Annotated in this window: 25 protein-coding genes; 7 read left to right on the forward strand and 18 right to left on the reverse strand. The window is 42.2% G+C overall.

From position 1 onward, the window contains the following. Window positions 1–18: 18 nt before the first annotated feature. Entirely contained in the window at window positions 19–513 is a 495-nt protein-coding gene (locus AC59JO_RS15580; RefSeq protein WP_413669795.1) for a hypothetical protein, read from the reverse strand. Between the two features lie 244 nt (window positions 514–757). On the opposite strand from AC59JO_RS15580, the gene ggt reads away from it, so the two are divergent. From ggt to AC59JO_RS15600, 4 genes are all read left to right on the forward strand, one after another. Continuing rightward, window positions 758–2,479, forward strand: coding sequence for a gamma-glutamyltransferase (gene ggt / locus AC59JO_RS15585; protein WP_497306344.1), 1,722 nt, complete (start codon window positions 758–760; stop codon window positions 2,477–2,479). Between the two features lie 157 nt (window positions 2,480–2,636). After that, window positions 2,637–3,080 (forward strand): MarR family winged helix-turn-helix transcriptional regulator, encoded by a 444-nt coding sequence (locus tag AC59JO_RS15590; protein WP_413669793.1) that lies wholly within the window; start codon window positions 2,637–2,639, stop codon window positions 3,078–3,080. 309 nt (window positions 3,081–3,389) lie between these two features. Further along, window positions 3,390–3,890: an FKBP-type peptidyl-prolyl cis-trans isomerase gene (locus tag AC59JO_RS15595; protein ID WP_413669792.1), complete on the forward strand. Its 501-nt coding sequence runs from the start codon at window positions 3,390–3,392 to the stop codon at window positions 3,888–3,890. 77 nt (window positions 3,891–3,967) lie between these two features. Continuing rightward, window positions 3,968–4,894 carry an FKBP-type peptidyl-prolyl cis-trans isomerase gene (locus AC59JO_RS15600; RefSeq protein WP_497306347.1) on the forward strand — a complete coding sequence of 309 codons (927 nt, stop codon included), beginning with the start codon at window positions 3,968–3,970 and terminating at the stop codon, window positions 4,892–4,894. A 4-nt stretch (window positions 4,895–4,898) separates the two neighbouring features. Here the strand turns inward: AC59JO_RS15600 and AC59JO_RS15605 are convergent, their stop codons facing one another. The 10 genes from AC59JO_RS15605 to trxA form a co-directional block, all read right to left on the reverse strand. After that, a complete protein-coding gene (locus AC59JO_RS15605; RefSeq protein WP_497306349.1) occupies window positions 4,899–6,212 on the reverse strand; it encodes a cryptochrome/photolyase family protein in 1,314 nt (437 codons plus the stop codon). Further along, the gene (locus AC59JO_RS15610) at window positions 6,202–7,107 is read right to left on the reverse strand and encodes a TIGR01777 family oxidoreductase (RefSeq protein WP_497306351.1); all 906 of its coding nucleotides are present in this window, start codon (window positions 7,105–7,107) and stop codon (window positions 6,202–6,204) included. Before AC59JO_RS15610 ends, AC59JO_RS15605 begins: the two co-directional genes overlap by 11 nt. 144 nt (window positions 7,108–7,251) lie before the next feature. Continuing rightward, window positions 7,252–8,691 (reverse strand): SDR family oxidoreductase, encoded by a 1,440-nt coding sequence (locus AC59JO_RS15615; protein ID WP_497306353.1) that lies wholly within the window; start codon window positions 8,689–8,691, stop codon window positions 7,252–7,254. 32 nt (window positions 8,692–8,723) lie between these two features. Next, window positions 8,724–10,853 (reverse strand): TonB-dependent receptor, encoded by a 2,130-nt coding sequence (locus tag AC59JO_RS15620; RefSeq protein WP_497306355.1) that lies wholly within the window; start codon window positions 10,851–10,853, stop codon window positions 8,724–8,726. Between the two features lie 68 nt (window positions 10,854–10,921). Then, window positions 10,922–11,236 (reverse strand): Dabb family protein, encoded by a 315-nt coding sequence (locus tag AC59JO_RS15625; protein WP_413669786.1) that lies wholly within the window; start codon window positions 11,234–11,236, stop codon window positions 10,922–10,924. Between the two features lie 20 nt (window positions 11,237–11,256). Beyond that, window positions 11,257–11,760 (reverse strand): DUF4304 domain-containing protein, encoded by a 504-nt coding sequence (locus tag AC59JO_RS15630; RefSeq protein ID WP_413669785.1) that lies wholly within the window; start codon window positions 11,758–11,760, stop codon window positions 11,257–11,259. A 28-nt stretch (window positions 11,761–11,788) separates the two neighbouring features. After that, window positions 11,789–12,358 carry a hypothetical protein gene (locus AC59JO_RS15635; RefSeq protein ID WP_497306358.1) on the reverse strand — a complete coding sequence of 190 codons (570 nt, stop codon included), beginning with the start codon at window positions 12,356–12,358 and terminating at the stop codon, window positions 11,789–11,791. 69 nt (window positions 12,359–12,427) lie between these two features. Continuing rightward, a complete protein-coding gene (locus AC59JO_RS15640; RefSeq protein WP_413669783.1) occupies window positions 12,428–13,762 on the reverse strand; it encodes an ABC1 kinase family protein in 1,335 nt (444 codons plus the stop codon). Between the two features lie 4 nt (window positions 13,763–13,766). Beyond that, the gene (locus AC59JO_RS15645; protein WP_413669782.1) at window positions 13,767–14,420 is read right to left on the reverse strand and encodes a TetR family transcriptional regulator C-terminal domain-containing protein; all 654 of its coding nucleotides are present in this window, start codon (window positions 14,418–14,420) and stop codon (window positions 13,767–13,769) included. 113 nt (window positions 14,421–14,533) lie between these two features. Then, window positions 14,534–14,830, reverse strand: a complete 297-nt coding sequence (trxA, locus tag AC59JO_RS15650; RefSeq protein WP_091216140.1) for a thioredoxin — start codon at window positions 14,828–14,830, stop codon at window positions 14,534–14,536. Between the two features lie 200 nt (window positions 14,831–15,030). On the opposite strand from trxA, the gene AC59JO_RS15655 reads away from it, so the two are divergent. Then, window positions 15,031–15,912, forward strand: a complete 882-nt coding sequence (locus AC59JO_RS15655; RefSeq protein ID WP_497306361.1) for an alpha/beta hydrolase — start codon at window positions 15,031–15,033, stop codon at window positions 15,910–15,912. Between the two features lie 104 nt (window positions 15,913–16,016). Here AC59JO_RS15655 and AC59JO_RS15660 read toward each other — a convergent pair whose 3' ends face one another. The 4 genes from AC59JO_RS15660 to AC59JO_RS15675 form a co-directional block, all read right to left on the reverse strand. Continuing rightward, complete coding sequence (locus AC59JO_RS15660) at window positions 16,017–16,853, reverse strand: DUF6263 family protein (protein ID WP_413669780.1); 837 nt, start codon at window positions 16,851–16,853, stop codon at window positions 16,017–16,019. A gap of 72 nt (window positions 16,854–16,925) precedes the next feature. Continuing rightward, window positions 16,926–17,390: a hypothetical protein gene (locus tag AC59JO_RS15665; protein ID WP_497306363.1), complete on the reverse strand. Its 465-nt coding sequence runs from the start codon at window positions 17,388–17,390 to the stop codon at window positions 16,926–16,928. Between the two features lie 49 nt (window positions 17,391–17,439). Then, window positions 17,440–18,312, reverse strand: coding sequence for a hypothetical protein (locus tag AC59JO_RS15670; RefSeq protein WP_413669778.1), 873 nt, complete (start codon window positions 18,310–18,312; stop codon window positions 17,440–17,442). Between the two features lie 425 nt (window positions 18,313–18,737). Continuing rightward, a complete protein-coding gene (locus tag AC59JO_RS15675) occupies window positions 18,738–19,982 on the reverse strand; it encodes an alkaline phosphatase family protein (protein WP_497306365.1) in 1,245 nt (414 codons plus the stop codon). Window positions 19,983–20,135: 153 nt separating this feature from the next. On the opposite strand from AC59JO_RS15675, the gene AC59JO_RS15680 reads away from it, so the two are divergent. Continuing rightward, window positions 20,136–21,365: a serpin family protein gene (locus AC59JO_RS15680; protein WP_497306367.1), complete on the forward strand. Its 1,230-nt coding sequence runs from the start codon at window positions 20,136–20,138 to the stop codon at window positions 21,363–21,365. 16 nt (window positions 21,366–21,381) lie between these two features. Here the strand turns inward: AC59JO_RS15680 and AC59JO_RS15685 are convergent, their stop codons facing one another. Further along, on the reverse strand, window positions 21,382–21,789 hold the full coding sequence (locus AC59JO_RS15685) for a DUF6855 family protein (protein ID WP_413669775.1): 408 nt from the start codon (window positions 21,787–21,789) through the stop codon (window positions 21,382–21,384). A gap of 87 nt (window positions 21,790–21,876) precedes the next feature. Next, window positions 21,877–22,731 (reverse strand): LysR family transcriptional regulator, encoded by an 855-nt coding sequence (locus AC59JO_RS15690; RefSeq protein ID WP_413669774.1) that lies wholly within the window; start codon window positions 22,729–22,731, stop codon window positions 21,877–21,879. Between the two features lie 89 nt (window positions 22,732–22,820). Between AC59JO_RS15690 and AC59JO_RS15695 the strand changes: the two genes are divergently transcribed. Next, window positions 22,821–23,792, forward strand: coding sequence for an alpha/beta fold hydrolase (locus tag AC59JO_RS15695; protein WP_497306370.1), 972 nt, complete (start codon window positions 22,821–22,823; stop codon window positions 23,790–23,792). A 184-nt stretch (window positions 23,793–23,976) separates the two neighbouring features. Here AC59JO_RS15695 and AC59JO_RS15700 read toward each other — a convergent pair whose 3' ends face one another. Further along, window positions 23,977–25,071 carry a thioredoxin family protein gene (locus tag AC59JO_RS15700; RefSeq protein WP_497306372.1) on the reverse strand — a complete coding sequence of 365 codons (1,095 nt, stop codon included), beginning with the start codon at window positions 25,069–25,071 and terminating at the stop codon, window positions 23,977–23,979. Between the last annotated feature and the right edge of the window lie 2 nt (window positions 25,072–25,073).

Consider the following 25,073-nt stretch of genomic DNA (forward strand, 5'->3'; position numbering starts at 1 on the left):
TGATAACTCTTTTCTTTTTTAAAAGGTATATTTTAATCCCAGGCCAGGTGCGATGTCAAAAAATGGCCCTCTTGCCAGTTCTAATCGTGGATTAAGGTCAAGGCTGATAGCAATTGGCGCCGATGGGATAACATATTCCAAACCGATAACAGCGTCGGCACCTATAAGGATGTGTTTGCCATTATAGTATTCGTCGTCGCCGCCAAAGCGTTTGTAATAACCGCTGCCGACCGAACCAAGGTGGCCGCCAAAGCCGTAGTAAAAGCTCAGTTTATCAACATTAAAGGCTTGCTGGTTCAATTCATATAAACCGGTTAATACTGCACCATGATCGCGGATGCCTAAAATGCCTTCAAGCGCGGTGCCTTTATCCATAAAATACTTAACAGAGGGGCCAACCTCGTATGCGCCAAATTTTAAACCTACTGCAGTTTTATAGTCCTGGGCCTGTGAGTTTTTGCTGATAAATAAAAAGGAGACGGAAAGAAATAAAAGGTACGTTAGTTTTTTCATGCAGATGAATTTAATGATTGACAATAATGTAGCTGTAACAAAAAAAGTGACCAGCTTGTTTAGCTTAATTTAAAGCTTTTTTATTTATGCAAATAAACGGCAGAATTGCCTTTTTATGCTGTGCGTGTGCCGAAAAGATGATATTTTAATTTGTATTAAATTGATTTTCAGTATGAAATAATGGTTTTGGGTTGTTAAATCAAATAGCAGAATAAGTTAAATTAGGGGAATTTAAAATGTTGTAATGACTTTGAACTGCCTTAAAATAAATACTCCGAAATACCTGCTCCTGTTTTTATCCGCAATATTTTTTGTTTTGGCGGGATGCGTTCCGGGTCAGCTCGGACTCAACAATAGCGGCCAATACCGCAACGGAATGGTAGTTTGTGCCTATCCCGACGCAGCAAAGGTGGGGCTTGATATATTGAAAAAAGGAGGCAATGCAGTTGATGCCGCAGTCGCGGTTCAGTTTGCTTTGACCGTCACTTTACCCGAAGCCGGGAACATAGGTGGTGGCGGTTTTATGGTTTACCGCGCCGGCGACGGCAAAACAAGTACGCTTGATTTTAGGGAGAAAGGCCCTGCTGCAGCTAATGTTAATATGTACCTTGATTCGGCCGGTAATGTAATACCTGATATGAGTTTGTATACACACAAAGCCTCAGGCGTTCCCGGCTCGGTTGATGGCATGGTTGAAGCTCATCGTAAATATGGTAAACTGAAATGGGCCGACCTTGTTGAACCTGCCATTAAACTTGCCCGTAATGGTTTTAAAATAACCAAACATTTGGCCAATGACCTTAATCATACTGCCGAACAATTTAAAAAGCTAAATCCGGGAAAAAACTATCTGGTAAAGGACGGAGAATGGAAGGAAGACGATTTGCTGGTACAGGAAGACCTTGCCAAAACATTCGAACAGATTCGCGATAGAGGCCGTGATGGTTTCTATGATGGTCCGGTTGCAGATTTGATTGTTGATGAAATGAAACAGGGTAATGGCCTGATCACAAAAGCCGATTTGAAAAATTACCATGCTGTTTGGCGCGACGCGCTTATTGGTAACTATAAAGATTATAAGATCATCACCATGCCGCCGCCTTCAAGCGGGGGAATTGCTTTGCTACAGTTGCTGAAATCGGTTGAGCCTTATCCGCTGAAGCGATGGGGCTACAATCAGGACTCTACCATCAGGCTGATTGTTGAGGCCGAACGCCGGGTTTATGCAGATCGCTCCAAATACCTTGGCGACCCTGATTTTTATAAAGTACCGGTTGATAGCCTGCTTAAGCCTGCTTACATCACATCGCGTATGAAAACCTTCAGTTGGGAGGCCGCTACGCCAAGCACAAGTATCCAGCCGGGCACATTTATCGGTCATGAAAGTGATCAAACCACGCATTATTCAATTGTCGACAGGTTCGGAAACGCTGTTTCTATTACCACAACATTGAATGATAGTTTTGGTTCGAGGATCTTTGTAAACGGGGCCGGCTTTTTGCTAAATAATGAAATGGACGATTTTAGTTCAAAGCCCGGCGTACCAAATATGTATGGGCTCATCGGCGGTAAAGCCAACAGCATCCAGCCGGGCAAGCGGATGTTATCATCCATGACACCTACCATTGTTGAAAAGAACGGTAAGCTGTTTATGGTAGTAGGAACTCCCGGTGGTTCAACTATTATTACCTCGGTTTTTCAAACCATACTTAATGTAATTGAATTTAATCAGAGTATGCAGCGGGCTGTTGCGTCAAAACGTTTCCATAGCCAATGGCTGCCCGATGAGGTAACAATTGAAAAAGATGGTGTTGATAGTGTAACCATAAACAAACTACAAAGCAAAGCATATAAGGTCATAACCAGGCAATCCATCGGTCGGGTTGATGCCATCCTAAAAACCCAATGGGGCTACTATGAAGGAGGTGCCGACCCAAGGGGGGATGATACGAAGATGGGGTGGTAAAGCGGTTCATCAGTTCACTGGTTCATTAGTTCATTGGTATTTGAGGCGATGCATAACGACGTTTATTTCGACTTATGGCACTAATGAACCAGTGAACTAATGAACAAATGAACAAAGCGCTTGCGTAATCAATAAGCATTTCTTACGTTTGGTATGCATGCATAATAATGTAAAACACCAGGAAACTATTGACTATTTTATAAAAATAGTATGGCAAACTATGGCCAACAGGTACAACCAGTTGGTTACGGAGTTTGGCTTTACCCAGTCAATTGGCTACCTGCTCATTAACATCGACGAAAAGGAAGGTACTACTGTATCACAGGCGGCTGCCCTGTTGGGGCTTAAATCAACCAGCTTGTCGCGTATGCTTAGCCAACTGGAAACCACCGGGCTTATCTATCGCGAAAGCAACGAAGGGGATAAACGTTCGGTTAAAATTTATCTTACCACGCTCGGTAAAGAAAAACGCCATCAGGCCCGCGTAATTGTAAGGCAGTTTAATAATTATCTGGATGCCAACATCAGCGATGCCGATAAGCAACACCTCATTGAAACCCTCAAGAAACTCAACAAGCTTACTGTTAACTATAAACCCTGACAGGTCATTAAGCTTCGCGTCATTCACTTTGTCTCATTACACTGCGTGGTCATTAAGTCATTTACTTTGGGTAGGCCATTTATCCTGTGTCATTAATCATTAGCAGCCTGCAAGACAATGGCTCAATGACATGAAACAAAATGACAGCACAGCAAATGACCCGTATACACTTTTACTTAAAATCGAGCGTTTTACCTTCAAAATCTCCCTTGTTGGGTGTTTTAAACGGTGCCCGCTTTTTATTAATTGTTAAAAAGTGTTAAGCTGCCGTTTTTCTATTTTAAAAGAATAAATTTGCCTTTTGAATTGATGAACAGGATACTGATAGTTTTATTGCTCTTAGGCGTTATTGCAGGCGGTTGTGTTAAATCGTCTGTTGACCCGATGGTACAATATAATAAACAAAAAGAGATTGATGATAACATCATTAAAGATTACCTGGCTGCCAACACTTCATTAAAAGCTAAGCGGGTGGACACAACAGGGGTTTATTATATAGTGAACGATGGAGAAGAAGGAACCGGCAACGTGCTTTACACCAATTCAACCCAGGTTACGGTTGGTTTTACCGGCAAAATATTAACATCTGGTTTTGTGTTTGCTCAAACAGATCAGTTTCATCCTACCTATGTATTAGGAAATGTGATAAAAGGCTGGCAGTTGGGGATCCCGCAAATCAAACCGGGGGGTAAAGTGAGGTTGCTGATTCCGTCGCGTTATGCTTACGGGCCGTATGCACAGGATTCGATACATTTGCCGGCAAATTCGGTGCTTGATTTTCAAATTCAACTGTATAACGTAACCAATTAACAAAGCCTGATAAAACGGAGAATATAAGCCAGTAAAGCAAAAGCTTTAGGCGGTTAAAAAAAGACAAATTATAATAAATGAAACAAACAATTTTTACGCTCTTAGTACTTATCTCTATAGGCTTTATGTCATGCCGGAAAGACAGGAACGATCCGGATATTAAGCAATATGACCAAACCCAGATCCAGAATTATATATCAGCAAACGGCATTACCGGTATGCTGCGTGATACTACAGATGGTGACACAACCGGCATTTACTACAAGATCCTTTCGCAAGGGCGTGGTACACCAATGGATTATTCAGACCAGATCTCATTTGTATTTACCATCCGTTCGCTCGATGGTAAGTTTGTATCTGTTGATTCAATTAACACAAACCATTTTTGCGGTTATTTAGGCCATGTGAGCAATTCATTGCCTAAAGGGTTGCAAATAGCTATCCACAACCTTATAAAATATAAAGGCACTGCTGCAAGGGTCATCGTACCATCGCATTTAGCTTATGGTGTTAATGGCTATGGCTCCGGAAGTTCAAGTAATGCCAATACACATATTGCCGGTAACCAAAGTTTGGATTACTATATTAATGTGGTTTCAAACCAGGAAGTTTATGATGATGCTATCATCAATAATTATATAAAAGCGAAAAGCCTTACCGGATTTACTAAAACGGCAGATGGAGTTTATATAAAAGTAGCTACACCCGGTACCGGCTTAGATCAGATCAATACAGACTCTTATATAACTTGTACTTACTCGGGCAAATTTTTAAACGATAACGTGTTTGACAGCACCTCAAACCAGGGCGCAACCTCTTCATCGTTTACGGTAAATGCCCTGGCATTAGGCGTACAGGAGGGTTTAAAGGGACAAACCGCGGGTTCGGCCGTTTCCATGATAATACCATCAAGGTTTGGATACGGTACCACTGGTAGCGGTACCTCTATTGCTGCAAACGTTGTGCTTTATTTTGATTTTACAGTAGCCACCGTTAGCAATTAAAAACTTACTTAGCCAGTGCTTTTTTAAAAGCTGCTAAACACCTGTCGCGCGCGGCAGCATGATCAACAATGGGTTTTGGATATTTGCTGAAGTCGGCATATTCCGGAACCCATTTTTTTACATATTTAAGTTCAGGGTCAAACTTTTTGGTTTGCGCATCGGGGTTAAAAATTCTGAAGTAGGGTGCAGCATCAGTACCCGAGCCGGCCGCCCATTGCCAGCCGCCTACGTTGCTTGCCATTTCATAATCCAGTAATTTGCGGGCAAAATATCGCTCGCCCCAGCGCCAATCGATAAGCAGGTCTTTGCTTAAAAAACTGGCCACAATCATGCGCACGCGATTATGCATAAAACCGGTTGTATTTAACTCACGCATTCCCGCATCAACAATCGGGAAGCCTGTTTCACCGTTACACCAGGCCTCAAATTGTTTTTCATCATTTACCCAATGGATGCGGTCATATTCAGGCCTGAAAGCATGATCCATAGTATGCGGAAAATGGTGAAGTATCATCATATAAAATTCGCGCCAGATGAGTTCATTGAGCCAGGTTTTATCATGGTAGCTGTGGGCAGTGTGCGCCAGTTCGCGGATGCTTACAGTGCCAAAACGTAAATGCATGCCGATGTGTGAAGTGCCTTTAATAGCCGGAAAATCGCGCTGATCCTTATAATCTTTGATCACACTTTCATATCCTTTATCGGGGAGGGGCATATTGCTTTTTTCGAAGCCCATTTCTTTTAACGAAGGGATAGACAACGCTTTGGTTTGATGAAGATTTTTAAGGTGTTTTTTTGTTGGATAAGCTTTTAAATAAAATGGTTTTAAGGTGCTATACCATTTGCGCTGATAAGGGGTGTAAACAGTGTAAGGCTTGCCATCGTCCTTTACTACCTCATTTTTTTCAAAAATTACCTGGTCTTTATAGGTTTTAAACGGGATGTTGTGTTTTGTAAGTTTGGTGCGTACCTCATCATCGCGTTTAGTTGCGTATGGCTCGTAATCATGGTTGGTATATACTTCGGCAACGTTGTACTCTTTGATGAGCTTATCCCAGGCGTGTGTAGCTTTATCATAAAGCACTAACAGACTGCCACCATGCTTATGCAATTCATCACTTAAGCTTTCAATAGTTTGATAGATAAACGTAACACGGGCATCGTCTTTATCTTCCAGTTTGTCAAGGATCTCTTTATCAAAAATGAATATTGGTAAAACCGGGTTGCCGCTTTTAAGGGCATGATAAAGGCCTGCATTATCATCGAGCCGTAAATCGCGGCGGAACCAGAATATGCTAACCGGAGTTTTATGATCCATAAATTTCACTTAGCGCTGTATCTAAATCAGCAAATTTAAACTTGAACCCGGCATCCTCAATTTTTTGTGCCGATACTTTGGTACTGCCCAATACAATGCTGCTCATCTCGTCCAATAAAAGTTTGAGAATAAAGCCAGGCACATTAGGAGCCCATAAAGGTTTGTGTAAGTGTTTGGCTACCGCTTGAGTGAGTTGCTTATTGGTAACAGGGCAAGGGGCAACCATATTGTAAACGCCGCTGAGCGCCGTGTTTTCGATGCCCAACAGGTACATATCTACCACATCCTGCCAGTGGATCCAGGGTACCCATTGTTTGCCGCTACCAATGGGTGAGCCCACATATAGTTTTATAGGTTTTGCAAGCGTTGGTAATGCTCCACCATCTTTATCAAGCACTACCCCGGTACGGAACTTTAACACCCGGGCACCAAATTCTTCTCCCTCATCAACGGCAGCTTCCCATAGCACACAGCATTGCGATATAAAATCATTGGTAGGAACACTTGTTTCATGCATCAGTTCATCGCCACGGTTGCTATAATACCCTATACCGGATGCCGAGATTACTGAAGTAACCTGATGTTGTTTGCGTTTCATCAAATCGTACAGTAATTCAATTGATTTTACACGGCTATCTATCAGGTCTTTTTTGCGGGCGCCAGTCCAGCGCTTGTCAGCAATGCCCGATCCGGCCAGGTGCACTATGGTATCAACCCCATCGATACAATGCTCATCAATAGTGCCTTTGTTGATATCCCATACAAATGTCTTTACCTGCGGATCGTTACCTGTTTTGCGGCTTAAATGGCTCACAGTATAGCCCTTAGCCAATAATGCTTTGGTAAGATGGTGGCCCAATAATCCCGATCCTCCGGTTAATAATATACTTTTCATTTTTGTTAGTTCATTAGTTCACTGGTTCATTAGTTATTAGTTTGCCCGTTTGTTATACAAGTGTCATTAGCAAGTTTTAATAGCCACACAACAAGAGGTTGCGCCTTACACCAATGAACAATTGAACTAATGAACCAATGAACATCATTCCCGGTAATTAACAATCTCCCTTGCCATTCCGTTAAATATAAACAGATGAAACGGCCACATAGCATACCAATATAACCGGCCCCAAAGGCCGTTGGGCCTAAAGGTAGCTACCTGACTTAAACTTTGTTTACCGTGGCGTTCAATTATTTTAAATTCAAGCCATGCTTCGCCGGGCAGTTTCATTTCGGCGTATAAAAGCAGGCGCTTATTTTCGCGGTCGGCTAATAAAACCCGCCAAAAATCAATCACATCCCCCGGACTAATATTGATATTACTTGTACGCCCTCTGCGTGAGCCAACGCCTCCGAAAACCTTATCCAGGAAACCGCGGATGTTCCAGATCCAGTCCCAATAATACCAGCCGCGGTCGCCGCCTATAGCAAGTACGTTGCTAAAAACTTCGTTGGCAGGGCGTTCAAAGGGCATTTTTACTTTGTATTCCTGCGTACCGTTTTGTGGTACCTTGATCTGGTCCATAAAACCGGGATTAAGGTAGCCCTGGTTAAAAGCGTCCTTCCAGCTTGATACGATAGAGTTTTGCTCTATTTTGACAAAAGCCAGCTCAAGGCATTCTTTATAAGGAAGGCATTTACGTGGCACGACGTTATCAATACTATGATCATGCATAACGGTTTCGTTCTTCATGCTGTTCACCAGGCTTTGGGCAAGTGTAAAGCTTGTTGAGGTAACAAAATACAGCCAGTATGACGATATTTTAGGTGAAAGGAAAGGTATAGTAACGATATACCTTTTTAGCTTACGAACTTCGGCATAAGTAAGCATCATTTGCCTGAACGAAAGAATATCCGGGCCACCTATATCAAACGTGCGGTTGTACGACTTTTCATTTAACATTACCCCCTCCAGGTAACCCAGTACATCGCGGATGCCAATGGGCTGGCATTTGGTGTTTACCCAGCGGGGAACTGTCATAACGGGGAGTTTTTCGGTAAGGTCGCGGATGATCTCGAACGAAGCGCTGCCCGAGCCTATGATAATAGCTGCCCGTAAAACGGTTAATGCAGCTTTGCCTTCTTTCAATACATCTTCAACATGCCGCCTTGATTCGAGGTGGCGGGAGAGGTTGTTATCATTGGTGATCCCACTTAAAAATATGGTTTGTTTGCAGTTAGTTTTATCAAGCGCCTGTACAAAGTTATGGGCCGAAAGTGCTTCGAGCGCGGTAAAATCCTGCGTTTGCGCCATAGAATGCACCAGGTAATAGGCCGCGTCAACTTCTTCAGGAAATGATTCGATATTTGACTCTTTGAGCAGGTCACCTGTTATTAAGGTAACCTGCCTGCTAAAATCGCTGTGCTCATGAAACCGGCGCTTATCCCGCACCAGGCAAATCACATCATGGCCTTTCTCCAGTAAAACCGGGATAAGCCGCGTACCTATGTAGCCGTTAGCACCAGCAAGCAAAACCTTCATGCTTAGTGAAACAACAAAAAACGTAGCCTGTTTTACAATCCTAATTTAAATCCAAGACCGTAAAATTTGCGGTTGTCGGTAATATTAGAAGTTTTGTTTTGCCATATATTTTGACCGTTGGCAAATATCTCAAGATTTTTAAACTGTTTGGTTTTCAGGTTATAACCAAAGTAAATATTCTGTAACGAAAACGATTGTTTGTTTGAGCCCGGTACATTTGAGTTAGCCTCGTAAGGATTGGCATAGTTGCCTTCACCTGTTTTGTATAATATATCCAGGCCTGCAAAAAAACGTTCAATCTCGAGGCGGTTAACCCAGCCCCCTGTCCATATTTTATCACCCAGTGCAATGTCCCCGATACCGGGGCTTATGCGTTGTTTAATATTGGAGGCGTTAAGTCCTGTAATGAAGCGGGTTGATGCTTTGTTAATAATATTGAAGTTTACGCCAATGCGATTGCGTGTATATTTTGAATCAGCATACCCTAAAATAGTTATGCTACCGTTAGGGCCATAAGGTACATCATATAGTACAGGAACCGCAAGGCCTCCGCGTTCAAAATTATAATTAACGGATACCAGGGCCGAAAGGTTAATATCAGCACCAGCTGCGTAAACATTAAAAGCCTTTAGCATATTGTAATATACCGAAGGATAATAATAGTTGGTAAGGTAGGAATACTCGGTGTTAAACGGGCTGTTAAATGCATTACCAAAGGTTAAGCCGTTAAGGTGTTCGCCGTCGCTCTGCAAAAGCTGGTTTTGTTTTGAATAAGAACCATATAGTTTTATACCAACAGCACTGATACCGGTAAGTGAAGAAACATTTACAGATGCTGATGCATAAGGGAAAATCCGTTTAAAGTCGGCATCGTTTGCTACAGACAGGGCTTTTTTTGAATCTAATACCGTTACAAAGCCGCCTTGAAGATTAATGCTGTTTTTGAACGCCAGGCTTAGTGATGGTGTTAATAAGTAGTCTTTACGCTTGTAATAGTTGCGATTGGTAGTAGTTGAGTTATTAACGAACTGGTTAATATTTAGCGGATCGGTGCCGTTATAGATGGTTGATGTGGTAATGCTGGCAATTGAATCGCGTGTATAGCGGTAGGTGAAATCAACGGCAGGTTCAATGCTGAAATTGCCGATAGTTTTCTGGTAGCTTAAGTTATCCCGAAGCAGTAAAACATTTTTGTGATCAACATTTTTAGAAATGCTATTGGTACGTTGAAAATTGCCAGGGCCAACAGCTGCCCCTGCAGCCTCGAAATTATTATCCTCGTCGTAGTTATAATGACTATACGAAGCTGATAAGCTGTTTTTAAGGCCTTTTACCAGTTGTGAGTTTAACCTGAGGCCGCCGTTAAAGAGATTTTGTTTGGTGTGTTCAGCTGTACTTGTCTGGATTTGGTAGTTAGGGTCGCTGGTACCATACAAGTTGGCGTTATCATAATTAAAGCGTGTAACCTGTGGTACGTATGTTGCTGTAGCACTAAGCGTATTGTTTGAGCTCAGCTTAATATCGGCGTAGCCATTAAACTTAAAACGGTCAAAATTTAGCGGTGTTTTAATGTTGATTTGCTGATTTGTTAAAGTTGGCGAAACATCCCTTAAATACGTAGCGGAGATCCCGGCACTAACAACATCTGTATTTTTATAGCCCGATAAGTAATACTGATGATAAACATTGGTTGGGCTTTTAAGCTCATTGATGCTTGAAGTGTTCCTTGCGCTAACCAGATTGGTTTGCCCGGCCGCTTCAATGCCCGATTTGCCTGGTCTGTTACGTTTGGTTTTTATCAGTATCATTTGCTTCTGTGGCGAGACACCGCTTACCTGTGCAGCTGCATTTTGTACCAATGTTATCTCTTCAATATCATGAATGTTGTAAGCGTTTACATCATTGATGATATTGCCATCAACCACATATACCACATAATTGCTATTGGTATAAATGCCGTAAAACCATACATTAAGCGCATCGCTTATGTTAGCAAAAGGCTGACGCTGCAAGTCGGCGGCTTTTATGGTGATGCTTTGCGTGAGATTTTTATTTACGCGCAGTCTTCCCAGGTCGTAATGGGAAGTGTCGGTTTGTGAGTAAGATTTTGAAAATGAAAGGCATATAGCCAGTGTAATAAGGCAGGTGATCCGTGAATACATGAATAGGTTTAAAAAAAATAAATAAGGCTAAATATATGTCATTTAACCTTATCCATTTTAATCAAAACTTAAATATTTACGCTGTCAACCACAACTACTTTACTGCAAAGTGGTTTGGCATATTCTTCGGCAAATATCACGTGGGTAGGGTCGATCTGGTAAGCTTCCTGTGCTTCGGAGGTATCAAATAATATCAATAGCGATACATCGTATGAACGATCGATCACATCGCGGTTAGTATCGGCGGGTACACCGATATGTATATCACGGATGTGTGGAATAGGAAGGAGGATGTTAAGCCCTTCAATCAGTTTATCTTTATCGGCTTTGTTTTTAAGCCAGAAGTGTACGTGGTGGACAAATGTGTTTTGGAGTATTGGCATAAAGGTTTATTGTTATAAAATTATTTGTTTAAGATATCAGCCTGTTCCAACAGGTGCATATAGTTTTTTATTGCTCCTTCTGTTATTCCTGTACCGTTGCCTTGTTTCCAAAAAGTATAAATATCTTTCACAGATTTCAGATGCGAGAATTCGGGAAGAACCTTTTGAACTATCAATGTATTAATTTCTTCGGCCGCGAGCATTGCAGATTGGTTGTTATGGGCCAACCACCATTTGTCTGTTTGGGGTTCGATAAACCATCCAATACGGAACCTGTAGTGATCCTGGGCATTGAATGGAAGCATTGATTCATATAGCTGATACAATTCTTGTGATCTGATCTCTATATTAACAGTAAACTTTAATTGACTGGCAGTTGAACTGGTGCTGCTTTGCAATGCTATGTAGTAAACAAGATCATCTGTTGTATTTGAAAATATATGGCCTGCACGTTTAAAGCCTAGCGGTTTAAGCGTATTGCTTAATTCAGCAATAATGATTTTTTTTAAATCGTTTAATCCCATGTTCTGTTTTAGGCTGCCAAATAGTGATTTAATGGATACAACCAATATAAATTTTAGATTTTATAGAGAAGGCACTAATGGGTTGAAGCGCTTTTAACGCGCTGTCGGCACTTGACTTATTTTCATAGATGCCGGTTACAAGCGCTATCATTTTTTTGTCCGAATCGTTTTTATATGACTCCAAATATTCAAGACTTAAGGTTTTTGAGGGATATCTCCGCATAACATATTGCCCGGCAAGTATATCGTCATCATAATTGTCCGGAAGTTTAATCAGATCCTTTTGTCTGTCGTAATATTGATCCATTGTGTCAATAGCAACACCGGTAGCATGGTTCAGTTCAAACATTTTATTTCTTAATGAATAATAATTAAGACCAGTGTCAGCAATCACAACATAGTAATCGGCATAGGCATCGCGTTGTTCATCAATCTCCGATGTATCTGCATTTGTTTGGATGTCCCTGTTAGACATCTTATAGGATGCCGGTAAAACTTTAAGTTTTTTGATCTTAGAAGAATCGATACCTGGTTTTGTATGCTTTGACTTGCAGGCAACTAATAAACATGCTATTAAAAGCAGGTATTGCACTTTCATAAATGGTGATAGGTTTATCCAAATATAGCTTAATTATTTAATCGCTGCCCACTGCAAACTTAAAACTGCTCAATACTCCAACACCACATGCGGCTTAAACGTATCTGTTTTTACTTTAGCCTTTAGCTCATGCAAAATATTGTATAAGCCAAAGTTGGTACGGTTTACATAAATAAAGTGCTTTACGCCGCGTGCCTGTTTAAACTCGGGCATTTTAGATATTCGCTCACCAAAGCTGTATAACTGATCAAAAAATGCTGTTTGGCTAAAGTCAAAGGTATCGGTAATATACGGTTGGGCAAACAGGCCGATCATGTCTTTATATTGGGTATAATAAAACTCTATCTGCACCGGGGTATCGTCCTTATGGATCATGTCCAGTTGCCTGAACGCTTTAATGGTTTCCTCTTTGTTGTCCAGTAAATTGGTTGAAGTAAGGGAGAAGAAAGGGTAATAAAAATCCTCGGGCATTTCCTTAATACAGCCAAAATCGATAACACCCAATTTCCCTTCGGCGGTGATCATAAAATTGCCAGGATGTGGATCGGCATGTACGGCACGGAGCTCATGCTGCTGAAAGTTATAAAAATCCCACAAGGCCTGGCCTATCTGGTTGCGAAGCTCCTGCGATGGATTGGTGGCTAAAAACTCTTTCAGGTGTTTTCCTTCCAGCCAATCCATAGTAATGATCCGTTTGCTGCTTAACTCTGGATAATATTTAGGAAAAACAACATTATCAAGATTGGCACAGGCTTTAGAAAACTCAATCGAGCGCCGAACTTCCAGTTCGTAATCGGTTTCTTCAAGCAGGCGTTCTTCAACCTCTTTCATGTACACATCCAGTTCCTTTTCGCTCATGCCCAGCATCCTGAAGGCAATGGGTTTAACCATTTTCAGGTCCGACGAGATAGAATCGCCAACGCCGGGATACTGGATCTTAACGGCAAGCTTTTTACCATTTACCTCTGCCTGGTGTACCTGGCCTATTGAAGCCGCATTGGTTGAGCGGATATTGAACTTATCAAAAATCTGATCGGGGTTTTTACCAAAATATTTCCTGAATGTTTGTACAATAAGTGGCCCTGAAAGCGGCGGCGCATTATACTGCGATTGCGTGAATTTATCTACATAAGCCTGCGGCAGCAGGTTTTTATCCATGCTGAGCATTTGCGCTACTTTGAGCGCGCTACCCTTAAGCTCACTTAATGATTGATATATATCAGCTGCATTATCCTCATTTAGCTCTGATTTGTCAAGATCAGGATTGAACAGCTTTTTGGAGTAATGTTTAATATAATTGCCGCCGATCTTAACGCCTGTTTTTATAAACTTGGCCGACCGCTGTACTTTGGTAGTAGGTATACTATTTTGTTCGGGAGTTGCTCCCGGAGTTTCATCTGCCATAATCTCAAAATCCCATCTTATCTTTTATCCCGCCGTTCTGCACCAAAAACTTACCGTATTCAAAAAGGTTATCGATGGGTGAGCGCTGGAAAAGATCAAAAGTTACATTAATCCCTTTTTCGATAGCCTCATCGGTTTTCTCGAAGCCTGCCGAATTATCATTGATCCAGAAGTTGAGTATAAACACAAACTGTACCCAAAGTGCATCCTTGTATTTTTTTGAGAAGTATTTACGGTCGCTCAGTTCGGTACTTTCAATCCCTTCTTTCATGATATCATCGGCAAAGCCCTCAAAAATATCTTTCAGCGGAATAAATACTTTTGGTGTTGTAAAACCTTTAGGTTGTTTTTTTATGCTATAAACTGCAAAGCTGCGACTGCTTTTAATCAGCTCAAAAAAGCCATAAAAAAATGACAATGCTTTCTCGCGTGATGAATAACCCTCCCAAACTTCCTGGGCGCGGATTTCGGCCAGTGTTTTGGTAGCAAAGCCTGCCCAGATACCCTGTTCAACCGCTTCAAACGAACCGTAGAACTGGTAAAACTCAGCCTCGCTCATTTCATTTTGCTTTGCAAAGATATAAACCGACTTAGGTTGCTCACCTTCGGTTAAAACATAATCAATATACGCGTTCTGGATGCTTTCGATGGTTGCCATGTTAAACCTCTCCTAAATCCTCTCCAAAGGAGAGGACTTTTTTGAATAGTGATGATTAAATTAAATTCTAAAAACTCCCTCTCCAAAGGAGAGGGTTGGGGTGAGGTGGTTTTTTACAAAAACTGCTCTACCACTTGTTGTAACTGCCTGGCCTGCACTACGCCGCTTTGACGCCATTTGCTTTCCCCTTTTTGAAAAATCATAAGGGTAGGCACACTTTGAATACGGTATGCACTGGCTGCCGCAGGGTTTTTATCAATATCTATTTTAATGATCTTTACCTTATCTCCTAACGCTGTTTTTACATCGTGCAGTATAGGCGGCATCATTTTACAAGGCCCACACCACTCTGCCGAAAAATCGACCAGTACCGGTGTTTCTGATGCTATTATTTCCTGGAAATTTGCCATAAGTTTTTTATTAACTGTTCATGGTTCATAGTTCATAGATCATGGGCTAACCGGTTTACAAAGAGTGAATTAACAAATTGCTGCCTGTCAAACCATGCACCATCATCTATGAACCATGAACTACTCAAATTTAACCATTAACCCGCGTAAAAGTTTAGTGCTTTAACGCCAAACCTTCAGTTATAAAGTATATTTACTTTATGCAAACAAAACTAAGCACTTACCTATTCCTGGTGCTCCTTACACTGCCTTTTGCGGGCATAGCCCAGGACACTGTTATACCGCTTTGGCCAAACGGAGCGCCCGGTTTTGAAAATCGCCGTAATGAGCCTGAGCAGGCTAAAGATTACTGGGTAAAAAATATTCATAATCCATCGCTTACTGTTTTTTTGCCGCCGAAGGACAAAGCCAACGGCTCGGCAGTTGTGGTATGCCCCGGAGGGGGGCACCGTTTGCTGGTTTATACTGCCGAAGGTGTTGATCCTGCCAAATACCTTAACAATTTAGGTGTTACTGTTTTTGTATTGAAATATCGTTTGGGAAGAGATACGCTATCGCCATACAAAATTGACGTACATGCAAAACAGGATGGGTACCGCGCTATGCGGCTGGTACGCAGCAAAGCAGCAGAATATGGATTGGATACTAACCGCATCGGGATGATGGGCTTTTCGGCCGGTGGCGAAGTGGTTGATATGGTGGCCTTTGGCGAAGGCAAAGGCGATCCAAAAGCTCCTGATCCGATAGACAGGCTAAGCGCCCGTCCGTCGTTTTTGATCCAGATTTATCCGGGGCCGCTTTATATCCCCGATAAATTACCTTACGATGCTCCGCCTGCATTTTTATTAGCTGCGAATGATGATGTTTGTTGTTCGCCATCCGTAGTTAAGCTGTTGCAACGTTATCGTGAGGCAAGGATACCGGTTGAGGTACATATTTATACCCAGGGCGACCATGGTTTTAATATGGGTTACCGCTCAAAGCTGCAAAGTATCAGTACCTGGCCACAGCGCATGGTCGACTGGCTAAGCGACAATAATTATCTGCACCCCGCTGCGGCAAAAAGGATGAAACTTCACTAAACGCCGGATGAAGTAAAAATAAAAAAGAGAGGCATATGCGTTTGGCTTAACCGCATAGCCTTCTCTTTTAACAATAGCCCCTATTGTACCCCTACGTTCGGGAACTAATGTATCTTGTAACAGCTTTCGGTAAAAGCTGTGCGTTTTGATGCTGCGTAAACTACCTGGTTGTGAAGCTGATAGCCGCTTATAATGCTTTTCATCATCCGTTCCAGGATCACGCCTGTTTGATTGTCAATGACGTATACACCGTTGGTATTACTGTTGGTGTACCCACCGGTAATAGCGCTTTCAAAAATTACCGTGGTCGTTTTATCGGTGAGTTTATCTATCCAAAAAGTGTTCTTGGTTTTTTGCCCGTTCACCGTGATAGAGTCGGCCCAGGTATAGCCAGGTTTAAGTGATTGGGTTATCACAAAATCGGCCAGCAGGCCAAGGGTTGTTCCTTTTATAATTTGCTCCTGCTGCAAACCGGTAAATGCTGTGAAAGCGTCATTAGTAAATTGCAGCGCAGGATCAGTAACATCAGTTACCAGGCCGTTTTTATTGATAGTTACCGAAGCAACTTTACCTGTAAGGTTATTAAGCGCTTTTGCGATAGCCGAGCTGTCGGTAACCGGCTTGTCTGAGCTATACTCCAGTTTTTTACCCATGGCGTCAACCGTATCGGCAATGTGTTTGGTGGTGACTGCAAGGTTAAAGCCCTGGCCTGTGGTATCAATAACATCATAAACTTTAGTTGTTGATGAAAAGCTGTTGATGTTAAACTTTTGATCGCCGCGTTGCAGTACAGTATTTGAACTTAAAAAAGCAGTGCGTTGAAATTGATCGCCTTTTTTAAAGGTAAATATACGGTGCGCCGTTTGTGCACTACTTAAGGCAGATATGCTGGTAAGCAGTACGGTTAATATAGTTTTAAGTTTGGGTATTTGCGGTTTCATGTAATTTTTGTTTAATAAGAGCAAGCTTTTAATACAAGGCAGTTAAAATAAACTGCCCTGTATTGATCCTAATTAATGCAACGGTTTTAAACCGGGTATTGGTGGCACCGGTGGTATCGGCGGTACTGGCGGAATAGGTGGCACCGGCGGTATTGGTGGTACCGGAGGGATTGGCGGCACCGGTGGTATTGGCGGCACTGGCGGAATCGGCGGCACCGGTGGTATTGGTGGTACCGGTGGAATAGGCGGCACCGGCGGTATTGGCGGCACCGGAGGAATAGGTGGTACCGGTGTTATCGGTGGCACTGGCGGTATTGGTGGTACCGGTGGAATAGGTGGCACGGGCGGTATCGGCGGTACAGGAGGAATGGGCGGCACCGGTGGTATTGGCGGCACCGGCGGAATAGGTGGTACCGGCGGTATTGGCGGTGGTACGTTCCAGTCTGATTGATTGCCTCTGCTTTGTGCAGAGGCCCGATTGATGCTTATAGCCAAAGTTGCGGACGCGACTAATGCTGCTATGATGATCTTTTTCATAGATTTTATATATTTTAATGAAATAATTAATGATTTTGCTAAAAGGAAACTATCGCCGGTTTAGTGAGAGCGGGTAACCGAGGGAGAATACCATATTGGCCCTGTCGTTGGTATACCGGGTAAGGTTTGCAACCCCTACCGCTAAACTTAAGGGCACCGGGAACGGCCTGACCCCCGCCGAAATACCGAGGTTCATGCCCGTCCATTCGGCATTTACATTTACATGATGTATAAGTTCATAGGATATACTACCGAATACTGCGGTGCCGTGTTTGCCTCTGCCGGCAGCAATATCTTTAGGGCTTTTTTCATAAAACCTGCCGCTGCCTATACCTATTGTATAGCTAAGCCTTGAGCAGCCCGGGGTTAATGATTTAATGGTTTGTATGGCATGGGTTACGGCAAGGAAGTAGGTTGAGCCGGAGGCATCAGACTGCTTCACGTTAGCAAACACCTGCAATGCTCCGGCCGAGATGCTTGTTCCGGCAAATAATATACGGCTTATGATAAAGTTTCCCGAGAAATCCCTGAATTTGTGCACATCGGTCATATTTAAACTGGCAGCAAAGTTTACTGCTTTTGCAGGGTTGCCTACACATGCCCCTACCGAAGTGATCAGGTCTGTTTTATTATTATTCAGGTATACCTCGGGATAGGTAGCTCCGATGCCGCCAAACAGGTAAGTACCATATCCCCCAAAGCCCGATGGTATTAATATGCCGCCAGGTGCATCGCTGGGGTAAAGCTCATTTTGTGTTGGTGTTGTTTGCTGGTTGATTTGAGGGGCAGGAGCCAGGAAATTATCTATTTTTTGCGTGAGTTCCTTTTCAAACTGATTTTGGCTGTAGGCTGCTTGTGTACTTAAACAAATTATAGTAGTAACACAGCAAATAAGTGCCCATATGTTGGTTTTAAAGATCATTTTAGTAAAAGGGGTTAGGTAAGGTGTCAATGGTTATAATAAAGAGATCAACGCTATCCGGCAATGATCTAATTTATGCAATTTACCTGCAAAAAAACAATCGGCAATTTCTTGTTTTTGGGATAAAACGGCCGGTTTATTAAAGGGGCTACAGGGCATGTCATCATAAAAATTAACGTACTGCTGTTTGCTGGTTTGATACCAGGGGTACATAATTGTGGCTTTTTCATTGTGGTTTTGGGTTGTTTTTGTATCACAATGTTACGGAGCCACGGCAGGCTGCACAATACCAAGTAGTTTGTATTTTGAATAGTAAAAGGAGGGAAGTATGTAAAAATGCAAATCCCCTCCAATGCACAAAGCAAAGAAGGGGACGATTTTATTAATGTTGTTTTTGAACTGGTTGTATCTTATCTGCTGCAGATCTATTTTTTATCCTCCAATACAACCCACCTGTTCACAGTATTATTTAATCCTTCTATGGCAATTTTGTAAAATTTAGAGGGTATATTTTTAACATCAACCAGCACATGTTCATTGTTTGCCGGCACAGTAGCTAATAACTTGTAGTCATCGGCCTTACCTTCTTTAAAAGTATTATCGGAGGCTACCCAAATCTTTACATAGCCCTTAGGGTCAAGGGTTTTCCAGGTGATATCTAAAGAGCCCTGTACATAGTTTGCCGTTGGTTCTGCAACAGATACTGCGCCGATAAGCGAAATGCCATCCATTTCCCGCTGCTGCGCCTTGGGCACTTTTACGTTTAAAAAACTATTGATTGATGGCGTAATATCAACAATACCCGGGGTGTAATATTTAGCATAATTATTAAGCGGACGGTAGCTGGTAACCATCCAGGTTGAGCGCTGACGGGCACTTTGGCCACCATGATCTTTACCGGTGGCTTCGCTGCGCCCATGATCTGTGGTAATAAAGATCAGCCAGTCTTCTTTGAAATGTTGCCTGCGGTATTGTATCGCTGCCCAGATCTTACCAACCTGTGCATCCATTTTTTCAATGGCATCATAATATTGCGGGCTGTCACCATATTTATGTCCCATATCGTCGGTGTATTCCAGGTATACCCATGAAAGATCAGGAGCTTTATCTTTAATGCAGTTTGCTGCCGACGCTGCCACCTGCTCATCGATCAGGTGCATATAGTTACCGGCCTTATCATGCGGAAACTTTACGGTATCCAGCTCGTAGCCATCATAAGCATAATCAGGATGGATATTACCTGCCTCGGGTAGTTTATCGCCAATAAGTTTGGTACGGTTATCTGTCCAGCTGCTAAACACGGCTGTTTTTTTGTTGGGCCAGGCATTTTTAAACATCCGGAATATATTCCAGTAGTTATAGTTAGGCGCTTTAATATCGTTGCCCCAAACATTATGTTTGTTAACCCAGGTAGCGGTGAGTAAACTGTTATAGCCGTTGGCCGATATAGTTGGCGTTTGTGAATATCCTCCTTTTTCACCGCCAACATGGGCACGAAGATAGGTGCCTTGCTTGGCTATCAGTTTGAGGTTAGGGGTATTTAATTTTTCAATCACATCTGCAGGAATGCCATCGGCAATAATAAAAACGGCCTTTCGGGTTTGGGCGGCGGCGTTCAGCCCGGCCGATAACAGCAGGATAAGAGCTGCGGTTTTAAGTAGATTTTGCATCGGTATAAGTAAGTATTTTAAAGGCCTAAACTACGGTGTTTTAAAAGTACAGGAGTTAAAAAATTGTTATGCTTTTTTATGAGTGATGAATTTTTTAACTTACTGTAGCGTAAGTGGTTTATAATGCGTAATATAATTATAAACCTATCAACTATGACGCGCAAATTAACCTTACTTTGTCTTGGGATTTTAACAATGGCTGCCTGCAAAAAAGGTGGCATCAATCCAAAAAATGATCCGGGGAAAGACCTGGTACTTTCAGCAACCGAACAACAACAGGTTGGGCCGGGTAACGCCTTTACCTTAAAGCTATTTAAAGCAGATGTTGGTACCATCGACAATACTCAAAATCTGATCATTTCACCTCTGAGTGTCAGCTTTGCCGTTGGGATGACCAGCAATGGCGCCAATGGGCAAACCCTTACCGATATCCGTAAAACTATGGAAGTTAATGGTTTTACTGAAGATCAGGTAAACAGTTATTATCATAACCTCATTACTAACCTGCCCGATCTTGATCCAAATACAACCCTTAAAATAGCAAACTCCATTTGGTACGCCAACAATTTTACTGTGCTGCCGGCGTTCCTGAAAACCAATACTGATTTTTATGATGCCGAAGTAAAAGCGCTTGACTTCAGCAGCGATAAAACAGGATCGGCAAATACTATTAATAGTTGGGTAAGCGGGCAAACCAACAATAAAATCCCGAAGATCCTTGATCAGATTGGTGATGGTGCCCGCATGTACCTCATTAATGCTATTTATTTTAAAAGCAGTTGGAAAACCCGCTTTGATGCAGCTAAAACTTATAAGGCACCTTTTCGCCTTGCCGATAACAGTACGGTACAAACCGATTTCATGACCAACAATGGCGTTGAGCTTAAAACCGCCTATGATAATGGTACCAATGTTGTTGAATTGCCGTATAGCAACAGTAAGTACAGTATGGTAATGATTATGCCATATGAAGATGTGAAAGCCTTTGCCCTCGGTCTTGATTCAACTAAATGGAACTTTTTAATGGGTAAGCTTGCCGCTACCAAATCACAAATTACTATTCCTAAGTTTAAATTTAGCTATGGTATTAACCTGATGGGGATTTTAAAATCATTAGGAATGGGCATTGCTTTTAGTGATCAGGCTGATTTTAGCCGGATTACCGCAGGTGGTGGAGTTGCTATCACAGAAGTAAAGCATGAAGCCTATATTGATGTGAATGAGGATGGCACTGAAGCGGCAGCTGCAACTGAAGTAGGTATAGGGATTTCGGCGCCGGCACCAACCAATGTTTTTAATAAGCCATTTATTTTCGCCATAAGAGAAATGAAAACCGGGTTGATATTATTTGCCGGTATAGTGAATGACCCAACCAAGAATTAATAAAGCCTCCGGCTTATTATTTGGCTTTTACTTTATTGCCTTTTGCTTCGTGGGTTAATTCAACCATGCCTAATGCCTCCATCAAAGGGGGAACATACATGGCGAAGCGGCCGCGAAGCCCTTTTTTTAAGCCATACCAGCCCCCAACCGGGTTGGTCTCTGACCGGCCCCAGGCTTCTACGGTTCCTTCTTTAGCAGGCTTTTGCTCGTCGGCGCTGCCAAGTTCCATCCAATCGCCGTGAGCGGTTAACATAGCATGCAGGTCGGCCAGGCAACGGTAATCGTAATGAAGTATTGTTTTACCAACAGTACAAACCAGTATGGGTTTCCCATCCTTCGTGTCCAGATACATGGTATAATCCGAAGTTAATGGCGGTGTTTTCAGCGTCATCGGGTTTTCTTTTGTGCCGATATTGTTTTCCATATCACATTGAGGTTTATAACGAGTTGATGATTATTGCCGTATGCAAATTAAGGTTTTGAATGTTAATAAAAAATGCAGGGACAATAATCAATACATCTCCACAAAAGCTTTCAATGCCCTCGATTGCGGTACATTTTTACGATAGATGAGCACTGTAGACATGGTGCCAAGTTCCTTATTAAGCGGATGTGTTTTAAGCTTGCGGCCAGCATAATATTGTTCAATCAATTCGGCCGGGAGGATGCTTATCCCTAAACCGGCTTCCACAAAGTTGATGATCCCTTCCAGCGAATTCAATACGATACTTTTATATTGGATAATGCCTTTTGAATTAAGCCATGCTTCCAACCGGGCACGAAATACGCACCCCTGGTCAAACACAATGATCTTAAGCGGCTGGTTCATGAGCAATTCCTTAAGCCCGGGGCCTTGCGCGGGAGCCAGGATAACCAATTGCTCCTCTTTAATATGTAACTGTTCCAGCTCTGGCGAATTGATAGGTGCCGATACAAAGGCAGCATCCAGTTTGTAGTTAATTACATCATTTATGAGCTCACTGCGCATTTCCGATTTAAATTCCAGGTCGACATCCGGATAGGCTTCTGTAAAACGGCTAAGGATATCCGGTACCTTAAAAGCCATGGTGGTTTCGATACAGCCTATTTTAAGATTGCCGCTTACCCGGTTAAATTTTTTAATATCCTTTTTGGCTTCCTGCATCAAATGATCTATCTGCTTGCTGTATTGCATCAGCGTTTCACCGGCGCTGGTTAGCGTTACTTTGCGCGATGTACGTGTAAACAGATCGGCGCCAAATTCTTCTTCCAGGTTTTTAACACGTGCCGTTACGTTTGACTGTACGGTAAACATGGCTTCGGCCGCTTTGGTGAAGCTTCCGTTAGCAGCCACCGCTTCAAATATCTTTAAGTCATTTGTGTTCATAAATCACTATTTATGATTTTAAATATCACTATTAATCGTTTTTAATAATCAAATATCAACATTAATTTTGAATCATCAAAACAGAAAAAATGAAGCTTAAAAGACTGATAATAAATGCAATTGTGGCTACCTTGATGGTAAGCGGAGCCAAAGCGCAATCAACCCGAAACTCAACTTCAAAAAATCATACTATGGAAACTAATCAGATTCATTACCGCGACATCAAAGCCAATGGCTTAAATATTTTTTATCGCGAAGCAGGCCCTAAAGAAGCACCAACCATATTGTTGTTGCATGGTTATCCTACATCATCGCATATGTTCAGGAACCTAATCCCAACTTTAAGTACAAAATATCACGTGCTGGCTCCCGACCTTCCTGGTTTTGGATTTTCAGATATGCCCGATCATACCCAATTTCATTATACTTTTGATAACCTGGCTGCTACTATGCAATCATTTATTGATGAGCTTGGTTTGAAACGTTTTTCCATTTATATATTTGATTATGGCGCGCCTACCGGTTTAAGATTGGCACTTGCTAACCCCGAAAAAATAACCGGCATCATATCGCAAAACGGTAATGCCTATGAAGAAGGCCTGAGCACCGGCTGGAACCCGATCCAAAAATACTGGCAGGATTCAACTAAGGAAAACAGGGATGCCTTAAGGGATTTCGTGAAAGAAAAAATGACCAAATTCCAATATTTTGAAGGCGTGTCAGACCCGTCATTAATTGCTCCGGAAAGCTATACACTCGATCAGCAAACCCTTGACCGCCCCGGAAATGTGGAAATTCAGCTTGATCTGATGCTTGATTATCGTACTAACGTAGCTTTATATCCTAAATTCCAGGCTTATTTTAGAGAATATAAACCAAAGCTGTTAGCTGTTTGGGGTAACAAAGATCCGTTTTTTTTACCTGCCGGTGCCGAAGGCTATAAACGGGATAATCCAAATGCTACCGTTAAGTTTTACAACACAGGCCACTTTGCTTTGGAAACACATGCTAAAGAAATAGGACAGGATGTGCTGGGCTTTTTAGGGGGCTTGCCTAAATAATAACCAGTTAAACCGGTTGTCATGTTGAACGTAGTGAAACATCTTCTTCGCCGGGTATATTCGTAATACAGGGTAGAGAAGATGTTTCGTTTATACCTAAAGTAAGTTGTAGAATCCAGACTTACGAAGTTTTTAAAACTTCGTAAGTCTTCGTCAGATTTGTCATTCATGTATTCGGAGCTATTTACTTCTTCAACTCTTTTTCCTCTGCCAATAAAACATCAGCCGAAGTAAATCCTTCCAGCTTTTTAGCAGGCGAACCATCTGCATTAAAAAAGAACAATGTTGGGGTTGCCCTGATTGGATATTGTTCTTTTAATGTTTTACCATCCTTACTGTCAATATCAATAGCCACATTTATCAGGTTAGCATTAAAAGCATCGCCCAATTCTTTTTTGATCAGCACTTCCTGCTCCATTTGTTTGCAGGTTGGACACCATGAAGCGTGTGCAAATACAAACAGGGGTTTATTTGCTGTCTTAGCCACTGCCTGTGCATTGGCAAGGGATGTTGTTTTAAAATTGATACCCTGTTGTGAATTAAGTAAAGGCTTGTATTTTGATGTGCATGATGCGAAGCCGATAATCGTGGCAACTAAAAATATCAATAATGCCTGAGCTGATTTTTTCATTTGATTTTTATTTAACTGTATTTGTGCCGCTATAAGCTTATAAGCCTGCACCAGGCCTGTCATTAATAAGGTTAAACCCAGGATCCAGTTGATGAGGTTGTGCTGTGTTTTGAGCACGTTCATCAGATAATTGCCTGCGATGCCATAAATAATAAATGACAGTAGTGTACCGGTACCTATTGCTGCTATGAAAATATTATAAGCACGGGGCTCGCTGCTTAACACCTTGCAGCTCTTTAAAACAGCAGTCCAGCCCATCCAAAAGGGTAAATGCAGCGGGTTAAGCAGGCTTAACAATAATCCCGCATAAAAAGGGTTCATCCCTACAAAAGGCAGCACATCCTGGAAATTGCGCATATGGAAAGCGGCCTCCAATGTTTTATAGGCCAGCACCAGTATAGCAATGCAAAAGGCCGCGCTTAATATTTTGAACAGTTTTTTTAAGCGCACCAGTTGGTCAACCACCACCAACGCTATACGCACAATCAATACTTCGACTAAAATAGCGGCGAAGCCAAACCAGGCAGCACCAGCAAAATTACCGTTAAGGGCAAAGTTAGCTACGTTGGTATTTAAGGTTCCGATAGGCAGCGCTCCAACAAAACTGATGCTGAACGCTACCCAAAATAGTTTTAATTGCTTTGTCATGC

It is taken from the genome of Mucilaginibacter sp. A5337, assembly GCF_059690695.1.

Coding starts and splice junctions, on each gene's coding strand:
- AC59JO_RS15630 (WP_413669785.1), bottom strand. CDS start 11,760: ATGGGATTAAACGATTTAAAAAAAATCATTATTGCTGAATTAAGCAAT.
- AC59JO_RS15620 (WP_497306355.1), bottom strand. CDS start 10,853: ATGTATTCACGGATCACCTGCCTTATTACACTGGCTATATGCCTTTCA.
- AC59JO_RS15590 (WP_413669793.1), top strand. CDS start 2,637: ATGCATAATAATGTAAAACACCAGGAAACTATTGACTATTTTATAAAA.
- AC59JO_RS15670 (WP_413669778.1), bottom strand. CDS start 18,312: ATGATCTTTAAAACCAACATATGGGCACTTATTTGCTGTGTTACTACT.
- AC59JO_RS15635 (WP_497306358.1), bottom strand. CDS start 12,358: ATGAAAGTGCAATACCTGCTTTTAATAGCATGTTTATTAGTTGCCTGC.
- AC59JO_RS15595 (WP_413669792.1), top strand. CDS start 3,390: ATGAACAGGATACTGATAGTTTTATTGCTCTTAGGCGTTATTGCAGGC.
- AC59JO_RS15695 (WP_497306370.1), top strand. CDS start 22,821: ATGAAGCTTAAAAGACTGATAATAAATGCAATTGTGGCTACCTTGATG.
- trxA (WP_091216140.1), bottom strand. CDS start 14,830: ATGGCAAATTTCCAGGAAATAATAGCATCAGAAACACCGGTACTGGTC.
- AC59JO_RS15615 (WP_497306353.1), bottom strand. CDS start 8,691: ATGAAGGTTTTGCTTGCTGGTGCTAACGGCTACATAGGTACGCGGCTT.
- AC59JO_RS15660 (WP_413669780.1), bottom strand. CDS start 16,853: ATGAAACCGCAAATACCCAAACTTAAAACTATATTAACCGTACTGCTT.
- AC59JO_RS15645 (WP_413669782.1), bottom strand. CDS start 14,420: ATGGCAACCATCGAAAGCATCCAGAACGCGTATATTGATTATGTTTTA.
- AC59JO_RS15685 (WP_413669775.1), bottom strand. CDS start 21,789: ATGGAAAACAATATCGGCACAAAAGAAAACCCGATGACGCTGAAAACA.
- AC59JO_RS15610 (WP_497306351.1), bottom strand. CDS start 7,107: ATGAAAAGTATATTATTAACCGGAGGATCGGGATTATTGGGCCACCAT.
- AC59JO_RS15665 (WP_497306363.1), bottom strand. CDS start 17,390: ATGAAAAAGATCATCATAGCAGCATTAGTCGCGTCCGCAACTTTGGCT.
- AC59JO_RS15580 (WP_413669795.1), bottom strand. CDS start 513: ATGAAAAAACTAACGTACCTTTTATTTCTTTCCGTCTCCTTTTTATTT.
- ggt (WP_497306344.1), top strand. CDS start 758: ATGACTTTGAACTGCCTTAAAATAAATACTCCGAAATACCTGCTCCTG.
- AC59JO_RS15605 (WP_497306349.1), bottom strand. CDS start 6,212: ATGGATCATAAAACTCCGGTTAGCATATTCTGGTTCCGCCGCGATTTA.
- AC59JO_RS15625 (WP_413669786.1), bottom strand. CDS start 11,236: ATGCCAATACTCCAAAACACATTTGTCCACCACGTACACTTCTGGCTT.
- AC59JO_RS15680 (WP_497306367.1), top strand. CDS start 20,136: ATGACGCGCAAATTAACCTTACTTTGTCTTGGGATTTTAACAATGGCT.
- AC59JO_RS15675 (WP_497306365.1), bottom strand. CDS start 19,982: ATGCAAAATCTACTTAAAACCGCAGCTCTTATCCTGCTGTTATCGGCC.
- AC59JO_RS15690 (WP_413669774.1), bottom strand. CDS start 22,731: ATGAACACAAATGACTTAAAGATATTTGAAGCGGTGGCTGCTAACGGA.
- AC59JO_RS15700 (WP_497306372.1), bottom strand. CDS start 25,071: ATGACAAAGCAATTAAAACTATTTTGGGTAGCGTTCAGCATCAGTTTT.
- AC59JO_RS15640 (WP_413669783.1), bottom strand. CDS start 13,762: ATGGCAGATGAAACTCCGGGAGCAACTCCCGAACAAAATAGTATACCT.
- AC59JO_RS15600 (WP_497306347.1), top strand. CDS start 3,968: ATGAAACAAACAATTTTTACGCTCTTAGTACTTATCTCTATAGGCTTT.
- AC59JO_RS15655 (WP_497306361.1), top strand. CDS start 15,031: ATGCAAACAAAACTAAGCACTTACCTATTCCTGGTGCTCCTTACACTG.